This window comes from Pigmentiphaga sp. H8 (assembly GCF_003854895.1).
GTDB lineage: Bacteria > Pseudomonadota > Gammaproteobacteria > Burkholderiales > Burkholderiaceae_B > Pigmentiphaga.
Genome location: NZ_CP033966.1, coordinates 5639333 through 5659201, shown reverse-complemented (window position 1 = coordinate 5659201; position 19869 = coordinate 5639333). Strand labels below are relative to the sequence as shown.

Annotated in this window: 19 protein-coding genes; 10 read left to right on the top strand and 9 right to left on the bottom strand. The window is 68.1% G+C overall.

Going from position 1 to position 19869, the window contains the following annotated elements; all coding sequences use genetic code 11:
- Nucleotides 1-12: 12 nt before the first annotated feature.
- Together EGT29_RS26745 and EGT29_RS26740 are read right to left on the bottom strand one after the other, a co-directional pair.
- Nucleotides 13-1383: an NAD-dependent succinate-semialdehyde dehydrogenase gene (locus EGT29_RS26745; RefSeq protein ID WP_124691850.1), complete on the bottom strand. Its 1371-nt coding sequence runs from the start codon at nt 1381-1383 to the stop codon at nt 13-15.
- Nucleotides 1384-1395: 12 nt separating this feature from the next.
- Nucleotides 1396-2358, bottom strand: a complete 963-nt coding sequence (locus tag EGT29_RS26740; RefSeq protein ID WP_124691849.1) for an amidohydrolase — start codon at nt 2356-2358, stop codon at nt 1396-1398.
- Between the two features lie 169 nt (nt 2359-2527).
- Here EGT29_RS26740 and EGT29_RS26735 point away from each other — a divergent pair, with 169 nt between their 5' ends.
- Nucleotides 2528-3433 (top strand): GntR family transcriptional regulator, encoded by a 906-nt coding sequence (locus EGT29_RS26735; RefSeq protein WP_124691848.1) that lies wholly within the window; start codon nt 2528-2530, stop codon nt 3431-3433.
- Here the strand turns inward: EGT29_RS26735 and EGT29_RS26730 are convergent.
- From EGT29_RS26730 to EGT29_RS26715, 4 genes are read right to left on the bottom strand one after another with little or no spacing between them, the layout of a single operon-like run.
- Complete coding sequence (locus EGT29_RS26730; RefSeq protein WP_192901779.1) at nt 3430-4122, bottom strand: TetR/AcrR family transcriptional regulator; 693 nt, start codon at nt 4120-4122, stop codon at nt 3430-3432. The two genes, EGT29_RS26735 and EGT29_RS26730, sit on opposite strands and share 4 nt — an antisense overlap.
- 32 nt (nt 4123-4154) lie before the next feature.
- Nucleotides 4155-5300, bottom strand: a complete 1146-nt coding sequence (locus EGT29_RS26725; RefSeq protein WP_124691846.1) for a CaiB/BaiF CoA-transferase family protein — start codon at nt 5298-5300, stop codon at nt 4155-4157.
- A gap of 19 nt (nt 5301-5319) precedes the next feature.
- Nucleotides 5320-6378: a hypothetical protein gene (locus EGT29_RS26720; RefSeq protein ID WP_124691845.1), complete on the bottom strand. Its 1059-nt coding sequence runs from the start codon at nt 6376-6378 to the stop codon at nt 5320-5322.
- 10 nt (nt 6379-6388) lie between these two features.
- Entirely contained in the window at nt 6389-7588 is a 1200-nt protein-coding gene (locus EGT29_RS26715) for an acyl-CoA dehydrogenase family protein (RefSeq protein ID WP_124691844.1), read from the bottom strand.
- A gap of 180 nt (nt 7589-7768) precedes the next feature.
- On the opposite strand from EGT29_RS26715, the gene EGT29_RS26710 reads away from it, so the two are divergent.
- The 8 genes from EGT29_RS26710 (at nt 7769) to EGT29_RS28555 (ending at nt 16407) form a co-directional block, all read left to right on the top strand.
- Nucleotides 7769-8962 carry a CaiB/BaiF CoA-transferase family protein gene (locus EGT29_RS26710; protein ID WP_124691843.1) on the top strand — a complete coding sequence of 398 codons (1194 nt, stop codon included), beginning with the start codon at nt 7769-7771 and terminating at the stop codon, nt 8960-8962.
- Nucleotides 8959-9963, top strand: a complete 1005-nt coding sequence (locus EGT29_RS26705; RefSeq protein ID WP_124691842.1) for an NADPH:quinone oxidoreductase family protein — start codon at nt 8959-8961, stop codon at nt 9961-9963. Before EGT29_RS26710 ends, EGT29_RS26705 begins: the two co-directional genes overlap by 4 nt.
- A gap of 50 nt (nt 9964-10013) precedes the next feature.
- Nucleotides 10014-10979, top strand: a complete 966-nt coding sequence (locus EGT29_RS26700; protein ID WP_124691841.1) for a tripartite tricarboxylate transporter substrate binding protein — start codon at nt 10014-10016, stop codon at nt 10977-10979.
- 1 nt (nt 10980) lies between these two features.
- Nucleotides 10981-11754: an enoyl-CoA hydratase/isomerase family protein gene (locus tag EGT29_RS26695; RefSeq protein WP_124691840.1), complete on the top strand. Its 774-nt coding sequence runs from the start codon at nt 10981-10983 to the stop codon at nt 11752-11754.
- Between the two features lie 268 nt (nt 11755-12022).
- On the top strand, nt 12023-12622 hold the full coding sequence (locus tag EGT29_RS26690) for a hypothetical protein (protein ID WP_370283074.1): 600 nt from the start codon (nt 12023-12025) through the stop codon (nt 12620-12622).
- Between the two features lie 187 nt (nt 12623-12809).
- Nucleotides 12810-13790, top strand: a complete 981-nt coding sequence (locus tag EGT29_RS26685; RefSeq protein ID WP_161567995.1) for a tripartite tricarboxylate transporter substrate binding protein — start codon at nt 12810-12812, stop codon at nt 13788-13790.
- Between the two features lie 47 nt (nt 13791-13837).
- Nucleotides 13838-15133: a Rieske 2Fe-2S domain-containing protein gene (locus EGT29_RS26680; protein ID WP_161567994.1), complete on the top strand. Its 1296-nt coding sequence runs from the start codon at nt 13838-13840 to the stop codon at nt 15131-15133.
- 20 nt (nt 15134-15153) lie between these two features.
- The gene (locus EGT29_RS28555; RefSeq protein ID WP_161567993.1) at nt 15154-16407 is read left to right on the top strand and encodes a M24 family metallopeptidase; all 1254 of its coding nucleotides are present in this window, start codon (nt 15154-15156) and stop codon (nt 16405-16407) included.
- A 28-nt stretch (nt 16408-16435) separates the two neighbouring features.
- Here EGT29_RS28555 and EGT29_RS26670 read toward each other — a convergent pair whose 3' ends face one another.
- Genes EGT29_RS26670 through EGT29_RS28905 form a run of 3 tightly spaced genes read right to left on the bottom strand, consistent with a single transcriptional unit; the run spans nt 16436 to nt 18686 of the window.
- On the bottom strand, nt 16436-16945 hold the full coding sequence (locus EGT29_RS26670; protein WP_124691836.1) for a MarR family winged helix-turn-helix transcriptional regulator: 510 nt from the start codon (nt 16943-16945) through the stop codon (nt 16436-16438).
- A 41-nt stretch (nt 16946-16986) separates the two neighbouring features.
- The gene (locus EGT29_RS26665; RefSeq protein WP_124691835.1) at nt 16987-17472 is read right to left on the bottom strand and encodes an Lrp/AsnC family transcriptional regulator; all 486 of its coding nucleotides are present in this window, start codon (nt 17470-17472) and stop codon (nt 16987-16989) included.
- Nucleotides 17469-18686: a diguanylate cyclase gene (locus tag EGT29_RS28905; RefSeq protein ID WP_124691834.1), complete on the bottom strand. Its 1218-nt coding sequence runs from the start codon at nt 18684-18686 to the stop codon at nt 17469-17471. Before EGT29_RS28905 ends, EGT29_RS26665 begins: the two co-directional genes overlap by 4 nt.
- 222 nt (nt 18687-18908) lie before the next feature.
- Here EGT29_RS28905 and EGT29_RS26655 point away from each other — a divergent pair, with 222 nt between their 5' ends.
- Nucleotides 18909-19859, top strand: coding sequence for an acetaldehyde dehydrogenase (acetylating) (locus EGT29_RS26655; protein WP_124691833.1), 951 nt, complete (start codon nt 18909-18911; stop codon nt 19857-19859).
- Nucleotides 19860-19869 lie beyond the last annotated feature (10 nt).

Genomic DNA, 19869 nt, shown 5'->3' with positions numbered 1-19869 from the left:
TCCTGGTGAGATTCAGGTGGCAGGGCCCACCCAGTAGGTCTTGATGTTGGTGAACTCGCGGATGCCGGCCGCGCCCAGTTCGCGGCCATAGCCCGATTGCTTGATGCCGCCGAACGGTAGCCGCGCGTCCGAGGCGACGATGCCGTTGACGAACACCGCGCCCGCGTCGATGCCTCGGGCCAGTTCGCGCGCGCCGTCCACGTTTCCCGTCCACAGTGCCGCGCCCAGGCCGAACTCGGTCGCGTTGGCCAGGGCGATGGCCGCCTCGGTATCGCGCACCCGCATGACGGCGGCCACGGGGCCGAAGGTTTCCTCGCAGCCCGCGGCCATGGCGGGAGTGACGTGGTCTAGGACGGTGGCCGGATAGAAGAACCCGGGGCCGTCGGGCATGCGGCCGCCCAGCTTCAGTTCGGCGCCCTGGGCGAGCGAGCGCTCGACCTGGTCGTGCAGCGCCGTGCGCAGGTTGGCGCGCGCCATGGGGCCCAGCCCGGTGCCGGCTTGCAGCGGATCGCCCATGGCCAGCGCGCCGGCATGCGCGCACAGCCGGGCCGAGAACTCGTCGGCCACGCGGCCGTCGACGATGAAGCGTTTGGCGGAAATGCAGCTCTGGCCCGTGTTCGAGAAGCGCGCCTTGGCCGCCGCGGCGGCGGCGCGCTCGACGTCGGCATCGGCCAGCACGATGAAGGGGTCCGAGCCGCCCAGTTCCAGCACCTGCTTCTTCATGGCGCGTCCGGCCTGCGCGGCCACCAGTTTGCCGACGGCGGTCGAGCCGGTCAGCGTGACGGCGGCGATGCGCGAGTCGTCGATCAGCGCGGCGACGCGTTCCGGTTCGATGAATACATTGCCGACCAGGCCGGGCATGTCGATGGCGTCGCGGAACAGTTCCTCCAGGGCCAGCGCGCACTGCGGCACGTTGCCCGCGTGCTTGAGCACCGCGCCGTTGCCGGCGCACAGCGTGGGCGCGGCGAAGCGCACGAACTGCCAGAACGGATAGTTCCACGGCATGATCGCCAGTACGACGCCCAGCGGATCGTAGGTGACCGCGCTGTAGCTGCCGTTGGCCGGAACGGGTTCGTCGGCCAGGAGGCGCGGTGCGTGGTCCGCGTAATGGTCGCAGGTCCACGCGGATTTCTCGATCTCGGCCAATGCTTCGGACAGGGGCTTGCCCATCTCCAGCGTGATCAGCCGCGCGTAGGCCTTTTTGCGCTGACGCAGCAATTCGCCCGCGCGGCGCATGCCCGCGCAGCGCGCCTCGATGGGCAGGGCGCGCCAGCGCGCCTGGGCCCGGGCCGCGGCATCCAGCACGGTATCGACGTGCGCCGGATCGTGCAGCGGGTACTGGGCGATGGCCTCGCCGGTGGCGGGGTTGATGGAAATCAGCATGTCGGGTCCTGTCTAGGAAGGCGAAGGGGCCGGCGCGCCGGGCACCGGGAATGCGTAAAGCCGGGCGGGGTTATCCACCAGAATGCGTTGCCAGTCGGCCGGATCCGGCAGCCAGCCGCGCAGGCGATCGAGCGCGGCGCCGGCGTTCTCGGACCGGAAGGGTTCGATGCGGTCGAGCCCGCCTTGCCGGACGCCGTGGCCGCCGGTATGGGGCCAGTCCGACGCCCACAGCAACCGGTCGGGGGCGGCGTCGGCCAAGCGGCGGGTGAACGCCGCCAGTTCGTCCAGGTGCGTGCCGTCCGGCGCGGCGCGATAGGGGGCCGACAGCTTTACGTACAGGGGAATGGCGCTCGCCAGGGCCACCACGGTGTCGGCCGGCTGGGCGGTCGCGGCGCCGGGATGCGCGCGCAAGCCGGCGAAATGATCCAGCACCACGGGAATTTCCAGCGCCGCCAGTGTTTCGGCCAGGGCGGCCACCCGGACGATGTCCGCATGCAATTGCAGGTGCCATCCCAGCGGCGCGATCCGGTCCCGGGCGCGCAGCAACTGGCTGGCGGCATCCGGTTCGTCGCCGCCCCGCACCGCCAGGTTCAGGCGCACGCCGCGCACGCCCTGTTCGTGCAAGGCCGTCAGGTCGAGCGGGAGGCCGGCGGGACCATCCAGCACCGCGACACCGCGCGCGCGGTCCGGCCCCAGCGTGCGCAGGCCTTCCAGCAGCGCGGCATGGTCCGAGGCATAGACGCTGGGCTGTACCAGCACCACGCGCGCCATGCCCAGCCGCGCCAGGAAGGCATTCAGGTCGCCGGTCCCCGCCGCGCCGGGGGTGTAGGCGCGATCCGCCGCATAGGGGTGGCGGCCGGGCGCGAACACGTGGACGTGGCAGTCGCAGGCCCCGCGGGGCGGCGGCACCGTGGGTGCCTCGACCGCCGCCAGCGAGACCCGGCCCGTGCCGGTGTCCATGCGCGTTTCGTTCATGCCTGGTCTTCCTGTTGTTTGGTATTTTATCGAATCATAGTACCAAAATAAAAAGGAAAACCAGATTTAAAAAGCTATTAATAGGTTCTTTTTGATTGTCAAATTCCAACTCGGGAAGGCGGTGGGCCGGCGTGTATGATTGCCGGAGCCTTCCCTTTCCCGCCCCTTCGTGACTCGACCCCTTACCGATACGCTCGCGGCTGACATCCACCGCTACATCGCCACCCAGGGCCTGGGAGCCGGGCAGCGCCTGCCCGAGCGCGCGCTGGCCGAACAATTCCGCGTGTCGCGCTCGCCCATACGCCGCGCGCTGGAGCGCCTGGCGGCCGAGCGGGTGGTCGAGGCGCGGCCCGAAGGCGGCTACGTGGTCACCGAGACGGCGCTACGGCTGCCCCGGGAACAGGCCGAAGAGGCCTATGGCGCCGCCGGCGAGGACGACGTCTATTTCCGCATCGCGCGCGAGCGGCTGGCGGGCCTCCTGCCCGACCGCTTCACCGAAAGCGAATTCATGCGCCGCTACGGCGTGACCCGGGGGGAACTGGCGGCCATCCTGCGGCGCATGGCGCAAGAGGGCTGGGCGGAACGGCTACCCGGCCACGGCTGGGCTTTCCTGCCCACGCTGGCCTCGGCCGAGGCCTATGGGCAGGGCTATCGGTTCAGGCTGATGCTGGAATCGGGCGGGATACTGGAACCCAGCTTCAAGCTCGATCGCGAAACGCTGCTGCAATGCCGCGCGGAACAGGAGGCGCTGGTCGCGGGCGCGGTCCACACCGCGTCGCCGGCCTATCTGTTCGATGCCAACAGCCGCCTGCACGAAACCATCGCGGCCTGTTCCGGCAATGCTTTCATCCTGGATTCGCTGAAGCGGCTGGACCGCCTGCGCCGCCTCATGGAATACCAGAAGGCGGTGGACCGCCAGCAGGCCGAGCGCCGCTGCCGGGAGCACCTGGTGTTGATCGACCTGTTGCTGTCGGGGCAGCGCGAGGCCGCCGCCGATTTCATGCGGGTGCACCTGCGGCAGGCGGCCATCGAGAAGCAGGCGGGGCCGGAGGAGATGGGCGGGGCCGGGGATTAGGGCCGGGCGATTCCCTGCAGCGCCTGGGTGGCCAGCTGCCCCGCCACGCGTTCCTTGAAATTCGCCGCTTCCGTCTCGCGCGGCCGGTACCAGACCGTGATCCAGTTGAGCATGCCCAGGATGCCCTTGGCGGCGATGGAGTCGTCGATCTGGGCAAACTGCCCGCTGGCGATGCCCGCGCGCACGGTCTGGCTGAACAGCCGTTCGTAAGCGTCGCGCATGGTGATGACCTCGGCCAGGGCCTCGCGCTCCATGGGGGTGGTGCTGACGGACTGGTGCAGTTCCACGCCCTGCACGGTTACCCGCTGGTAGTACAGCGCATCCATCATCAGGTGGGCGTGCAGGTAGGCCATGCGGTAGAGCTGCTGCGCCGGCTCCAGCGTGTCGTCGAAGGCCACGGGCGCCTGGGCCTTCAGGTTCATGATCATCGCCCGCTTGTGGACGGCGAAGAACAGCTCGGCCTTGCTGCGATAGTAGTAGTAGACGCTGCCCTTGGTGGCGCCGATCTGGTTGGCGATCACGTCGATGGAGGCAGCGGCGAAACCGTAGGCGGTGAATGCCCTGGCCGCGGCGTCGAGCACCTTGAGCTGGATGGGCGGCAGGGCCTCGTAGTCGATACCTACCCAGTTTTCAAGTTCGGGAGGAAGAGTCACTGTAGTCGCGGATTCCGCTGGCTGGACGAAGACCATGAATATAACGGCGTGGAGCGCTGCGTGTCCGGTCAGCCGAAGGCGGCGTCGTTGGCCGCGGGCCAGGGCGTGCTGCCCAATGCCGGCGCGGGCAGGCGGATGCTGGCCGGGGTGTCGGACAGCTTGATGGGAACGCCCGGCCCCGTGTAGCCGGGCGTGCGCACGACCATCTGGCGAAAGCGCGCGTGCTCCGACCGGGCCACGGTCTCGATGTCCAGGATGGGAGCCGCCGGCACGCCATCGGCCAGCAGGGCGGGCCCGAGTTCGTCGCCGTCCGCCTGGGCGAACGCCCGGGCCAGTTCGGTCTCCAGCGCCTCGCGATGCTCCACCCGCGCCCGGTTGGTGGCGAAACGCGGATCGGCCGGCAGGCCGGGAACGCCCAGCTTCGCGCATAGCCGGGCAAACAGCCGGTCGTTGGCCACCGCGATGAACAGCGGCGCGGTGCGTGTCCGGTAGACGTTGTAGGGGACGATGTTGGCGTGCCGGTTCCCCGACGGGCCGGGAACCTTGCCCGAGTGCAGGTAGTTGGTCAGGAAGGGGTGGGCCACCGCGACGGCGCTGTCGTACAGGCTGATGTCCGCCATCTGGCCGCGTCCGGTCCGGTGCCTGGCCTGCAAGGCCAGCAGCGCGGCCATGGCCGCGTTCATGCCGGTCGTCAGGTCCACCACCGGAACGCCGATGCGCACGGGTTCGCCGCCCAGGTCGCCGTTGATGGACAACAGGCCGGCCATGGCCTGGACCGCGGCATCGTAGCCGGGCAGTCCGCCGTAGGGGCCGTCGTCGCCGAAGCCGGTGATGCGGCAATGGACCAGGCGGGGATACCGCTGCGTGAACCACTGGGCATGGGGAATGCCCCAGGCGCGCAGCGTGCTCAACTTGAAGTTCTCGATCAGGACGTCGGCGGTTTCCAGCAGTTCGAACAGCTTTTCACGCTGCTCGGGCTGCCCGAGGTCCAGCACGCAGCTGCGCTTGTTGCGGTTGACGGCGTTGAAGTAGGCCGAGCTGCCGTCGACGAAGGGCGGCCCGAAGCCGCGGCACTCGTCGCCGTCCGGGCTCTCGATCTTGATGACGTCGGCGCCGTGGTCGCCCAGTATCTGCGCGGCATAGGGGCCCGCCAGCACGCGGGCGGCATCGACCACTTTCAGGCCGGCCAGGGCGCCGGAGGGAACTTGCTTCATCGTCTCGTCCGTCATGGGGTCAGCGTATCGTCCACGCCAGCGAATGGCCGCCGCTTTCGTTTCTACCCGAATGGAAATCCAGTTCCAGGCGGCGGTTGTGGGCCTGCATGCATCCTTCCAGCAGCCCGTTCCAGGCCGGCCCCAGCGCCGGATGGCATTCCTCCAGTCCTGCCAGGAAGGTCCAGCCGTCCTGGTGGACGTCGAGCGCGCCGTCGGCACGCCGTTCGACGCGGCTGTCGTCGCCATGGGCGGCCCCCAGGTCGGCGACGAAGCGCGCGAAACCCGCGGCGTCGGGCGTGTAGTCGCCACCCAGGTCGCGGGCGGTTTGATGATGGAACTGCATGCCTATCATGCGTCCCGCCATGCGCAGCCGGTGCGCGGCCTCGTCGGGGCCCCACAATTGCAGCGCGGTGGGAAAGGCCGAACGCACGTATTCCATCGCGTAGTTCCGATGGGCCTTGGCCAGCCGCGCCGCCGGCCATTCGCGGGTGGGCAGGCGCGGAGCCTGTTCGGGATCGAAGTCGGGCGCATCCTCGTGGCGGGCGAACCGCAGCCGTTCATGGGGCAGCAGGTCGTGGTCGTATTCGTAGTAATAGCCTTCCAGCCCGGACTGGCCGTCCGCGGTCTGCTTGGTGCAGACGAAGCCCAGGCGCGGGTTGCGTAGCATGACGCCGTTCTGCGCGTGCCAGCCCATCAGCATGGCGCGGGAGACTTCCGGCGCAATGCCGCACAAGGCCGTGCCCGCCCAGATCCAGCGCGGCGCCGCGTAGCGTATCCACGCCTTGCGATCGGATTCGTACATGTATTCCACCGACACGCCGCCGATGTGATTGGACAGGTAGTGGTACTGCGCCGCCGCGACCGCATGGGGCAGGCCATCCAGTCCGAGTTTCTTCAATCCCGGCAGGAAGCGTTCCCGGCGCTGGCGGCAGAAGACCTCGTAGACGAATTCCGTGGCGCTGGCCGTGCCGTGCCGCGACGACACATACAGGACGATGCCGGTGAAGTAGGCGTGGTACAGCTCGGCCACGGCGCGCCAGGCTGCCGTCCGGGCGCCGCCGGTGGGGTCGTTTGTCATGGTTCTTCCTTCAGGCCTGGAGAAGGACGGTGGCCGGCACGGCTGCGCGCAGCCGGCCCTCGGCTTCGCGCTTGACCGCGCGCGCGATCACCAGCCGCTGGATTTCCGAGGTGCCCTCGTAGATTTCGGTAATGCGCTGGTCGCGGTAGCAGCGTTCGACGACGCTGGGCTTGACGTAGCCGCGCCCGCCCAGGATCTGCATGGCATCGTCGCAGATCGTGTGCGAGGCTTCGCTGGCGAAGAGCTTGGCCATCGCGCCCAGGGTGCTGATGTCCTGTCCCGCGTCGTAGGCCTTGGCCGCCTCGAACGTCATCATGCGCGCGGCCGAGAGCTGCGTGGCGGCATTGGCCAGCATGAAGCCGATACCCTGGTGATCCACGACCGCCCTCCCGAAAGTCCTGCGCGTGACGGCGAAGTCGCTGGCGGCGCGATAGCTGCAAAGCGCGATGCCCAGCGCCTGGGCCGCCACCACGACCCGGCCCACGTTCAGCGTCGACAGGGCGAGCTTCAGGCCCTGCCCCTCGTGGCCGATGATACTCGCGTGGGGAACCCAGCTGTCGACCTTGAAGTTGGTCGTGGTGGTGCCGCGTATGCCCATCTTGTCTTCATGGAAGTCCACCGTGGCGCCTTCGGTGTCGCGCGGGACCCAGAATGCGGTGATGTTGTTCCGGCTGCCCGGTTCGCCGGTCAGCGCGAACACGATGAAGTGCCTGGAGTGGCCGCCGTTGCCCAGCCAGCATTTTTCTCCCCGTATCCGCCAGCCCGCACCGTCGCGCACCGCCGTGGTCTGGATGGCCGCGGCGTCCGACCCGGCTCCCCGTTCGCTCAAGGCGAAGTTGACGGCCTCGCCCCGCCGGGCCAGGCCGCCCAGCAGTTCCTGCTTCTGTTCCTCGGTGCCGCCCAGCAGCACGGGAAAGGCGCCCAACGACAGCGCCGCCATGATGGCCGCGGTCGAGGCGCAACCTTCCGCGATGGCTTCGACCACGGCCACGAGCGCGGTCAGCGTGGCGCCGCCGCCCCCGTACTGCTCGGGAATGAACAGGCCCGACACCCCCGATTCGCGCAAGGGGGGCAGATGTTCCACCGGGTAGCGCTGGTCCCGGTCGATGGCGGCCGCCACGGGTTCGAAATGGCTGGCCGTCAGGTTCCGGGCAATCCGCTGCCAGTCTTGCTCCGTATCGCCCAGGGCGGGGCGCCAGATCGTTGTCATGTTGCTCTCCAGACGTATCATTTTTAACATACTACCAAGTATTATTTTTTCTGGCGAGATGGGTTTAAGCGGATATATCGGCATATGAACGCGATTTTTCGTCTTGCAAAGACCGATCTCCATGTTCATACTACTCAGTATCTAAAAGCTTGAAACGATGGGAAAAATGGTGGCGAGCCCATGAATGGACCGTTGAAGGATGTACGGGTGCTGGACATGACGGGCGCCCTGTCGGGCCCCGTGGCCACCCAGATCCTGGGCGACATGGGCGCCGACATCATCAAGATCGAACCGCCCGAGGGGGACAGCATCCGCGACCTGGGGCCATCCCGCCATGGCGGGATGGCCGCCATGTTCCTGCATACCAACCGCAGCAAGCGCAGCGTGGTGCTGGACCTGAAGGCCGAGGCCGGACGCCAGGCCTTCATGCGCCTGGCCGCGCAGGTCGACGTCGTCGTCTGCAACACCCGACCCAAGGCCATGGCGCGGCTGGGCCTGGCCTACGAGCACGTCGCGGCGGTCAATCCGCGCATCGTCTACGTGAACATCGTCGGCTACGGCCAGGGCGGCCCGTGCTCGGACAAGCCGGCGTACGACGACCTGATCCAGGCGGCGGCGGGGATCGCCTCGCTGCACGCGCCGCAGGATCCGCCGCGCTATGCGCCGGTCGCCTTCGCGGACCGCGTCTCCGGCCTGTTCGCCGCCAACGCGGTGCTGGGCGCGCTCTACCATCGTGCGATCACGGGGGAAGGGCAGCACATCGAAGTCCCCATGTTCGAATCGATCGCCTCGCTGGTGCTGGCCGACCACATGGGCGGCCTGACGTTCGAGCCACCCATCGGCCCGCCGGTGTTCGAGCGCTACGCGTCGATCCGACGGCCCTTTCCCACGCGCGACGGATCGCTGTGCATGATGGTGCTGACCGATCGCCAGTGGCGTGCCTTCTTCGCGGCGGTCGGACGCGGGGAAGTCATGGACGACCCGCGCTTCAGCCGCATGGCCGCGCGCACCGGCAATCTCGATGCCCTGTACGCCATCGTGGGCGAGATCCTGGCCGCGCGCGGCACCGACGAATGGGTCGACCTGCTGGAGGCGGCCGACATCCCCGTCACGCGCATAGAAAGCATCGAGTCGCTGCTCGACCACGCGCACCTGCGGGCGACCGGCTTCTTCGAGACGGCCGACCACCCCACCGAGGGACGGATACGAAGCATGGTCCGGACCAGCACCTGGTCGGCCACCCAGCCGGCGCCGACGCGCCCCGCGCCTCGCCTGGGCGAACACAGCCGCGAGGTCCTGCTGGAAGCCGGCTATGCACAAGAGGAGGTCGATGCCATGTTCGCCGCCGGAGCGGCGCGGGGGTGCGAAGCATGAAGGCAGTCGTTTGCAGACAGTACGGAGGCCCGGGCACGGCGGCGCTCGAAGACGTGGCGCCGCCCGGGATCCGACCGGGCGCGGTTCGCATCCGCGTGGAGGCCTGCGCCGCCAGTTTCGCCAGCCTGCTGGTGATGGAAGGCAAACACCAGAACCGCGCGCCGCTGCCGCTGATCCCGGGAACCGAGGTGGCGGGAGTGGTTACCGAACTCGGTGGCGGCACTTCGCACTTCCGCTTGGGAGACCGCGTGATCGCCGGTGTCCAGTCGGGCGGGTACGCGCAGGAAGTCGTGGTACCCGAGCAGACCGTCTTCCACTTGCCGCCGGCCATGGACTTTACCGTCGGCGCGCAGTTTCCCACGATATACGGCACGGCCTACGGCGCCTTGAAGTGGCGCGCGGCCCTCGCGCCCGGCGAGATCGTGCTGGTGCACGGCGCCGCCGGCGGCAGCGGGCTGGCGGCCGTGGAAGTGGCCAAGGCCCTGGGCGCCACCGTCATCGCGACCGCCGGCTCCCAGGCCAAGCGCGACATGGTCCTGCGACACGGCGCCGACCACGCCATCGACTATCGCGGCACGGACTGGCGCGAGCAGGTGCTGGCGCTGACCGGTGGGCGGGGCGCCGATGTCATCTACGATCCCGTGGGCGGCGAAACATTCGACACCTCGCTGCGCTGCATCGCGCCCGACGGCCGGATCGTCGTCATGGGATTCGCCAGCGGCACCATTCCCAGCATCCCGGCCAACATCGTCCTGGTCAAGAACATCAGCATCCTGGGCGTCTACTGGGGCTACTACTTCGGCTGGGGCCGGCATGCCGTGCCGCCGTCGAACGATACCCGGCTACGGCGGGCCTACGAGCAGCTCTTCGCCTGGACGCTGGAAGGAAAACTCAATCCGCGCGCGCATGCGGTACTGCCGCTGTCGCGCTTCGAAACCGCCCTCGAAATGATTGCCAGCCGGCAGGTCATGGGAAGGGTCATCATGCGGCCGCAGGAATAGCGGGACCTCCCGCCTGCAGCCACCTCCACAGCGCGCATCAGGAGACAACCATGCACAGACGCGTAACCATGATCGTCGCAGCGGCCCTCGCCGCCGCCAGCGTCGGCGCCCAGGCCCAGGACAAGTATCCCAGCCGTTCCATCGTGCTGATCTCGCCCTACCAGGCGGGCGGCACGACCGAGACGTTCGCCCGGCTCATCATGGACGACGTGGCCGCCATCCTGGGGCAGCCCATCGTCATCGAACAGAAGCCGGGCGCCGCCGGCACCATCGGCGCGCGGCTCGTGGCCAACGCCAAGGGCGACGGCTACACCCTGCTGGCCAACACCTCGCAGCACGTCATGTACGAAGGCATGTTCGCGAACCTGCCGTTCCAGCCGATGAAGGACTTCCGCCCGGTGGGCGTGCTCGGTTCGGCTCCCATCATCGTGGTCACGCGCGAAGGGTCGCCGTACAAGACCTTCCGCGACGTGCTGGAAGCGGCCAAGACCAAGGACATCACGTTCGCGTCCGGCGCGCAGGGTTCGCTGCCCCATCTGACCGGAGAGCGCGTCGCGGTCCAGGGCAATTTCCGCATGTCGCACGTGCCCTTCAGCGGGACCGCGCCGGCCTTGACCAACGTGCTGGGTGGCCACGTCGACCTGCTCTACTCGACGGCCGCCAGCGTCATGCCCCAGATCCGCGGGGGCAAGCTGCGCGCGTTGGCCGTTTCCACCAAGGACCGCATGAGCGAGCTGCCCGACGTGCCCACGATCGCCGAGTCCGGCATGCCGGGCTTCGACGTGACCGCCTGGTACGGCGTGTGGGCGCCCAAGGACACCAGCCAGGAGATCGTGGATGCCTTCAACAAGGCGATGCGCGAGGCCTCCACGCGGCCCGACGTGCTCAAGCGCATGGAAGCGGTAAGCGTGACGCCCAGCAGCCTGACCGCGCAGCAGTTCGCGGCATTTGCCGAAAGCGAGCGCAAGACCTGGCTGGAAGTCATGAAACGCGCCAACATGAAGCCGAGCAACTGACATGGCGCAGCCCGACGAAATCATCGTTCGCGTCGAGGACGCCGTGGCGTGGATCACCATCAACCGGCCGGAGCGCTTGAACGCGCTGGCCCGATCCACCTTCGCTCGACTGGTCGAGGTCTCGCTCGAGCTGGACCGGGACGCCGCCGTGCGGGTGGTGGTCTACACCGGCGCCGGCGAGCGTGCCTTCAGCGCCGGCGTAGATCTGAAGGAGCTGGATGGCGCCGGCAGGATGGAGCATCCGATGGGGGGGCCGGGCCGCAACCTGAACGAGGTCCTGCTCGAAATGTCCAAGCCGACGATCGCCGCGATCAACGGCGTGGCGGCGGGAGGCGGATGCGAACTGGCCCTGGCCTGCGACATCCGGCTGGCCGCCGACGGCGCGCGGATGGGATTGCCGGAGGCGCGCGTGGGCCTGGGCGCGAATTTCGGCAGCGTGGTGCTGCCCCGGCTCGTGCCGCGCGGCGCCGCGCTGGAACTGCTGTTCACCGGTGAACTCATCGGCATGGACGAGGCCCTGCGCCTGGGATTGGTCAATCGTGTCTGCGCGGCGGCCGAACTGGCCGAGCGGACTCGCGCGCTGGCGCGCCGGATTGCCGACAACGCGCCGCTGTCGGTTCAGCGCATGAAGGCCATGGCCTCGAAAAGCCAGGGCCTGCCCATTGCCGCCGGCCTGCGGCTGTCCGCCGGTCCCAATCCCTACGACAGCGAGGATCGGCGGGAAGGCGCGCGCGCCTTCGTGGAAAAGCGCAAGCCCGTGTTCCTGGGGCGCTGAACGCCTCCAGGTGCGCCCCGGGTCCGCTACTTCTTGTCGGCCTTCACCGCCGCATGGTCCGCGGCGATGTCCTTCTTCAGTGCCTGGATGTCCTGCCTGTCGTTGGTGACGCGCATCCTGCTGGAGCTGGATCCCTGATCCGCCGGCCGATCTGTGCGAGCATGGTGCCTGGACGACACACGCCAAGGAGGCACCACGGGTGGATGCACTGAGCCCTTCTCTCTGGATCGCCGTGGCGGCGATCATTCTTGCCGTTCCCGGACTCGGCATGGCTTTCGGGTCGCGCGGGCTGCGGCCATTGAGGCGCCTGCTGGGGCTGGCGCTGGTTGCCCTGAGCCTGGTGTCCGGGCTGCTGGCCTTCACGGTGTACCGCTACCTGCAATTGTTCGAAGACCGGCAGGTGGCCATCATCGAACTCAAACAGGAAGGCCCGCAGCGCTTCCGCGCCACCGTCGTGCTGCCGCCCGGACCGGCGGGCGCGCCCCAGGGCGAGCGCCAGTTCGTGCTGTCGGGCGATGCGTGGCAGATCGATGCGCGCGTGCTGCGCTGGCGGTTGCCGGCGGCACTGGCCGGGGTGCCTTCGTTGTATCGCCTGGACCGCATCGGCGGACGCTACGACGACATCGAGCGTGAACGCAGCGTCCTGCGCACCGTGTACGCGCTGGACGACGACCCGCGCCTGCCCGACCTGTGGGTGCTGAAGCGCGAGTTCTCGCGCTGGCTGCCCTACGTCGACGCCCAGTACGGCAGCGCCACCTTCATGCCCATGTTCGACGGCGCGCGCTACGAAGTGTTGTTCAACGACCGCGGCGGCCTGCTGGCCAAGCCGGCGGACGAGGCCACGGCGGCGCGCCTGCGGCAGGGCTGAGCACCGGGGGGAGGGCCGGACATCCGAGCGATCGGATGTGTTCGTCAAATGGTTGACTCATACAACTCGTGTCAATAAACTACTATCAAGCCCGGGATGCCGGGACGAGTCGTCGCCTATCGCCCACGCAGGAGCCACCATGTCCTCCCTATTCCGGTCCAGGCTTTACCTCTGCGGCCGCCGCCGTATGCTCCGCCTAGGAATGGCGGCGCTCCTGCCGTCCTGTCTGCTGCTGACCGCGCCTAGCGCGCGGGCCCAGGATGCCGACCGGTATCCGTCCCATCCGGTCCGCATCGTCGTCGGTTTTCCCGCCGGCGGCTCATCCGACATGGCGGCGCGCATCGTGGCCGAGGGCATGAACGCCGAATGGAACACGCCGGTCTTCGTCGACAACCGGCCGGGCGCCGGCAGCACCATCGGGGCGGCCTACGTCGCGGCGGCGCAGCCCGACGGCTACACGCTGCTGTTGATCGGCCCCGGCACGCACGCCGTGACCTCGGCCATGTATCCCAACCTGTCCTACGACGCCATCAAGAGCTTCGCCAGCGTCATCCAGATCGCCAAGGGACCGTACTTCGTGCTGGTCAACGCCACGTCCGGCATCAAGACGATGGACGAGCTGGTCCAGCGCGCCCGGGCGTCGGCGCGGCCCATCAGCTATGCCTCCACCGGCAAGGGGTCGGGGTCGCATTTCGTGGCCGAGTCGCTGTCCAAGGCCATCGGCGCGCGCCTGCTGCACGTGCCCTACGCCGGCGCCGCGCCCGCCACGCTGGCCCTGCTGGCGGGTCAGGTGGATTTCGCGATCAGCGACATGTCGGCCATGACCCACATGCAGAGCGGCAAGCTGCGCGCGCTGGCCGTCACGACGCCCGAACGGCTGCCCTTGTTCCGCAACATTCCCACGCTGGCCGAAGCCGGCGTGCAAGGCGTCAGCTACACGTTGTCGGTCGGCCTGGTCGCGCCCGCCGGCACGCCCGCCGGCGTCATCCGCAAGATCAACGCCACGGTCGAGCGCGTGCTGCGCAAGGACGAGGCACGCAGGAAGCTCGAGGCGCTGGGATTCGAACCCGCCCCGACCACGCCCGAAGCCTTCGCGGCCAGCATCGCCAGCGACGTGTCGCGCTTCTCGGCGTTCGTCGAACAGGCCGGGCTCAGGCTACAGCAATGACAACGGGCGGCCAGGGCGCCGCCCCGAACAGAGAAAGCGAGGAGAACATGGCCACCGCCAACAACGTGGAACCTTTGCGCGCCAGGAAGGCGAATCGCATCGACTGCGCGCCCACCGGACCGGGTACGCCGGCCGGCAACTATCTGCGCAGCTTCTGGCAGCCGGTCTATCACGGCGCCGACCTGGCGCCGGGCCAGGCGGTGCCGCTGCGCATCATGAGCGTGGACTACACGCTCTACCGCTCGGCCGGCGGACAGGTGCACCTGACCCAGGGCCGCTGCCCGCACCGGGGCACGCAATTGTCCACCGGCTGGGTGGAAGGCGATGAACTGCGCTGCTTCTACCATGGCTGGAAATTCGATGCCGCTGGCAAATGCGTCGAGCAGCCGGCCGAGCAATCCGCGTTCATCGACCGGATCTCGCTCCAGACCTGGCCCACGCGCGAGTACCTGGGACTGGTCTTCGCCTACCTGGGCACGGGCGAGGCGCCCGACTTCCCCCGCTACCCGCAGTTCGAGCAGTTCCGCGGCCTGCTGGAAATCGACTCGTACTCGCGCGACTGCAACTACTTCCAGAACCTGGAGAACGCGCTCGACATGGCCCACGTGGGGTTCGTGCACGGCGACAACCGGGCCTCGTTCGAGGGCATCGGGCTGGGCAAGCAGCTCCAGGCCATCGAATCGGACTGGGGCATCACCTACACCTTCCTGCGCGGCGACGGCGCGCGGCGCGTGCAGCAGTTCGGCATGCCCAACATCTTCTACATGACCGCGCTGCCGAACGAACCCGACGTGGACTGGCAGGAGTCGCTGTTCTGGTGGGTGCCCATCGACGATGCGCGCCACATGCAGTTCAGCCTGCACCGCGTGCCCATCCGCGACGAAGCCATGATCCGCTTCAAGCAGCGCCGCGAACAGCGCCGGTCCGAGATCGACATCGCCCACCAGGACCTGTGCGAGGACATCCTGGATGGCGTCGCCCGCCTGCAGGACGCCGATTCCCGCCGCGTGGACATGGTCCGTCTGCAGGACGACATCGCCCAGATCGGCCAGGGGCGGCTGGCCGACCGCGACGACGAACGGCTGGGCCGTTCCGACATCGGCGTGGCCGTGACGCGGCGGATCTGGGCGCGCGAGATGACGGCCTTCCTGGAAGGGCAGCCGCTCAAGGCCTGGACCCAGACCGCCGACATCGTGCCGCGGGTGTGGGGTCTGTCTCAAGACGGCGAGAAGGCCATGGGCCGCGCCGAACCGGGCCACGAGGCCGAGATCATCGACATCCGGCCCTTCGTCGAGATCCAGGTCCAACTGAAGGCGCTGCACGGCGCCGCCACCCGCCGCTGACGCGCGGACAGGAGCACGCCATGACGCAAGCGGATGCGGCCACGCCGCCGACCCTGACGCTGAAGGAGCGCGACCGCCGCTGGAGCGGGCTGCGCGCGCGGATGCGGGAACGCGGAATCGACGCCATCGTGGTGGGAAGCTTCCAGGGGCGCGAGCGCCTGGAGAGCTATCTGATCGACGATTTCCTCGACTCGGTCGTCGTGCTGACCCACGACGACGATGCCATCGTGATGACCTTCGGCCCGGGCCGCGTGTCGCGCGCCTTCGAAAGCCAGCGGCGCGGCATCCCGCTGTGGACCACCGACTTCCGCATCGGCATGGGCGGCGCCAAGACGGCCGAAGCCCTGCTCGACAAGGGGTTGGGCAAGGGCGTGATCGGCCTGGTGGGCCTGGGGCCCACCGCGCCCGGCGAAGCCGAGGGCCTGATGCCGCTGGGTTTTCACACCAACCTGCTGCGCGCGCTGCCCCAGGCGCAATTCCGCGATTTCACGCGCGACTTCACCGACTTCATGCTGGTCAAGAGCGAGGACGAACTGCGCCTGCTGCGCCACGCCGCCCAGGTCAGCGAAAAGGCCTGCGTCGCGATGGCGCAGGCGTGCCGGCCGGGTGTCAGCGAGGCCGAGGTCTATGCCGAGATCCTGCGCGAAATCCACCGCAACGGCTGCGACGTGCGCTACCCCTTCCTGAGCCTGCAATCGGGCGTCGACAACATCGGCTGGGGCGCGCCGCGCTGGACGCTGCGGGCCGAACCGCCCCGCGTGCTGCGCACCGGCGACGTCGTCCAGGCCGAGATCCACACGACCTACGGCGGCCAGGAGGCCCAGGTCCAGATGTGCGTCGCGCTCGATCCCATCGACGCGGAACTGCAACGCTGCGAATCGGTGGCGCGGCGGGCCTACGAAGCGGGACTGCGCGCGGTCCGGCCCGGCGTCACCTTCGGCGAAGTCGTCGCCGCGATGGAACAGCCGATCGCCGCCAGCGGCTGCTGGAGCAAGACGCCGCTGCTGCACACGCTGACCTTCGGCTCCACCGGCTTCACCCCCGTCAACCGCGCCCAACTGGCCGGCACCTTCGAGGAACGGATAGAAGGGTGGGCGACCCCGGGCGTGCGCCGGGCGGACCTGGTGATGGAAGAAGGCATGAGCCTGGAGCTGGAACCCAACGCCTGCATCGGCCTGCGCCGCGTCAACATCGGCGCTGGCGTCGTGGTGGGCCGCTCCGGTCCGGAGGAACTCAACGACGTGCCGACCCGCGTCTGGCACGTCGCCGCCTGAGGCGCGCGCGGCCGTCAGCCGCGCCGCTTCACCCGGCCGCGCCGAAGCGCCGGCGCAACTGGGCTTCCATGTGCGAGAAGGCGTCGAACATGTCGCGCACCTTCTCCTGCGGCAGGCCGTCCAGCACCGAGGCCTGCAGCCGCTGGATGCTTTCCGCCATGCGCCGGTAGCTGTCGCGCCCCTTGCGCGTGGGCAGGATCTCGGAGAAGCGCGCGTCGCTGTCGCTCAGCCGCCGCTCGATCAGCCCCGCCGTATGCAGCTTGCGCACCGCGCGTGAAATGGCCGACTTGTCCAGGGTTACCCACTGCATGATGCCCGAGGCGGGCATGGGCGCGTAGCTGCAGATCACGCTCAGCACCTTCCACTGGTGCGTGGTCAGGTCCTCGGCGCCATAGACCTCGGCCGTGGCCTTGCCGAGCAGGAAGCTCAGGATGGACAGGTGGTACGACAGGTTGCCCTCGAAGGCGGAGGCCGGTTCGGCCTGGGGCTGCGGGGATGCCGGCTTCGCCGGGGCCGCCTTGGACTTGGGTTGTGCCATGCGATGTGAAAAAAAACAACTGGTTGTCGAATGATACCGTTTCACGCCGGCAGCGGCAGCTTGCTCGAGAACTTCACTTCCCTTAGCGACAGGCTGGTGCGCACCGTGGCCACGTTGGGCAGCGTGCGCAGCACCTTGTCGATGAAGTCGCGCACCGAATCCAGGTCCTCGGCCACCACCATCATCACGAAATCGGCCTCGCCCGTGACGCGGTGGCAGGTCAGCACCTGGTCGTTCGCCGCCACCAGTTGCTCCAGCGCCTCGAAGGCCTTGGCCGTATGCGGCGAGAAATTCAGGCTGATGAAGGCTAGCTCGCCCAGCCCCAGCTTGCGGCGGTCCAGCATGGCCTGGTAGCCCTGGATATAGCCTTCGGACTCCAGCTTGCGTAGCCGGTGCCAGCAGGGGGTTTCGCTTAGCGCCACGCGCTGGGCCAGCTTGGCGTTGGACAGGCGGCCGTCTTCCTGCAGGTGACGCATCAATTGCAGGTCGGTCTGGTCCAGGGATTCGGTCGGAGCATTCTTTTTCATTGATTCATCGTAGAAAAAGAATCTTCTTCTGTAAAGGCGGTCAATGGCGGTAACGCCCCGAATTCGGCCGCTTCGTTCAGGGGGACTTCCTTGCCGATGCGATTGCGGCCCTGGCGCTTGGCGTGCGCCAGCAGCCGGTCGACATGGGCATAGGCGTCTTCGAAAGACACCTCGCGTCCGAAACTGCCTATGCCGAAACTGGCCGTGCAGCGCAGGCCGGGCACGATGGATGAGAAATCGTGCTGCGCCAAGGCCGCCTGCAAGCGCGCTGCGGCCTGCTCGGTTTCCCCCAGTGTCGCCCCCGGCAGGACCAGCATGAATTCCTCGCCGCCTATGCGGCCCAGGGCGTCCATCTTGCGCACGTGCTGCGCCAGGACGCCCGCCATGGCCTGCAGCACCGCGTCGCCCACCGGGTGGCCGTAGCGGTCGTTGATCTGCTTGAAGTGGTCGGCGTCCAGGATGACGAGCCCGTAGTGCTCCGTGGCCCTGCGGCTCCTGGCCAGGAAATCGAGCAGGCTGTTGCGGTTGCGCAGCCCGGTCAGCGCATCGCGTTCGGACACCAGGCTGAAATGGGCGATGGTGCGGAACGCCGTCAACAGCACCAGCAGCACCGCCGCGCCCACGCTGAAAAGATAGAAGCTGAGCTGGGTCAGCACCCAGTACATGCCGCCGTCGTACCCATAGGTCAGGGTCTTGGCGTTCATGGTCAGCAGCACGCGCGGCAGCAGGCTGACGGTGCCCAGCAGCAGGAAACCGAACAGCAGCCGCTCCAGCGCCGTACCCCGCGCAAGATGCCGGATCCGCCACAAGGCCAGCAGGAACAGCAGGGTCACCGCCATGTACAGCGTGCCTATCCGCAGGCCGGACCAGGCCGGATCGCGGACGCTCCACAGGCGCACGGCCAGCATGGCGACCACGATCAACGCCGATGGCCAGGGCGGCAGGCGCTTGCGTTCCAGCTGCGCGATGCCGCTGGCGAACAGGAAGGCGCCAACGCCGTACAGCACGCCCGTCGCGGCGATGTTGGCCATCAGGTTGGCGGGCCAGAGCGTGATCTGCAGGATCAGCCCCGTGCCGTAGCCTGTGAAGGCACCGATGAAATACCGCAGGTGCGGAGGGCGCCCCATGAAACGCCATGCGCCGCCCAGCAGCGCGGCGATCAGCAGCGCCACGAGAGGGTGGGAAAGCGCGAGTAGCGTGTCGGTATGGGACATGGGAGGGGTCTGTCCCCGCCAGTGTAGCCCTGATGGGGTTTTTGGGGCCTTTTCGGGTGTCCGGGTAGTCGTATAGGGATTTCTTTCTTCTTAAACCTTAAAAAAGGGAGAATCTTCTTTCCGAGGCGGTGGAATGCCCAAAAAAAGCAAGGCTATTTCCGCCCGCCTGGAAGATACTATCGGTCGTATCCGTATCAGCATCACCACACTCAGGAGCGGCTCATGGGGCGGCAAGACGACAACAAATCCAAAGTGGCGATCATCGGCTCGGGCAACATCGGCACCGACCTGATGATCAAGATCATGCGCCATGGCAAGGCCCTGCAAATGGGCGCCATGGTCGGCATCGACCCGAAATCGGACGGCCTGGCCCGCGCCGAGCGCCTGGGCGTGCCCATTACCGCGGGCGGCATCGACGGCCTGCTGGCCATGCCCAACTTCGACGAGATCCGCATCGCCTTCGACGCGACCTCGGCCGGCGCCCACAAGCGCCACAATGAACTGCTGCAGGCCAAGGGCGTGCAGGTCATCGACCTGACTCCCGCCGCCATCGGCCCGTATGTGATCCCCGCGATCAACATCGACGAGCACCTCGACTCGCCCAACATCAACATGGTCACCTGCGGCGGCCAGGCCACGATCCCGATGGTCAACGCCGTGTCGCGCGTGGCCAAGGTGCACTACGGCGAAATCATCGCCTCGATCTCCAGCAAGTCGGCCGGCCCCGGCACGCGCGCCAACATCGACGAGTTCACCGAGACCACCTCCAAGGCCATTGAAGTGATCGGCGGCGCCGCCCGCGGCAAGGCCATCATCATCCTGAACCCGGCCGAGCCCCCGCTCATCATGCGCGACACCGTGTTCACGCTGTCCGAAATGGCCGACACCAAGGCCATCGAGGAAAGCATCGCCGAGATGGTCGCCAAGGTGCAGAGCTACGTGCCGGGCTACCGCCTGAAGCAGCGCGTGCAGTTCGACGAAATCCCCGCCAGCGCGCCGCTGAACGTCCCCGGCCTGGGCAAGCTGTCCGGCCTGAAGACCTCGGTGTTCCTGGAAGTGGAAGGCGCCGCGCACTACCTGCCCGCCTACGCCGGCAACCTGGACATCATGACCTCGGCCGCCCTGGCGTGCGCCGAGCGCTTCGCGCAGACCCACCTGGTCGAAGCCGCCTGAGGATCGAACT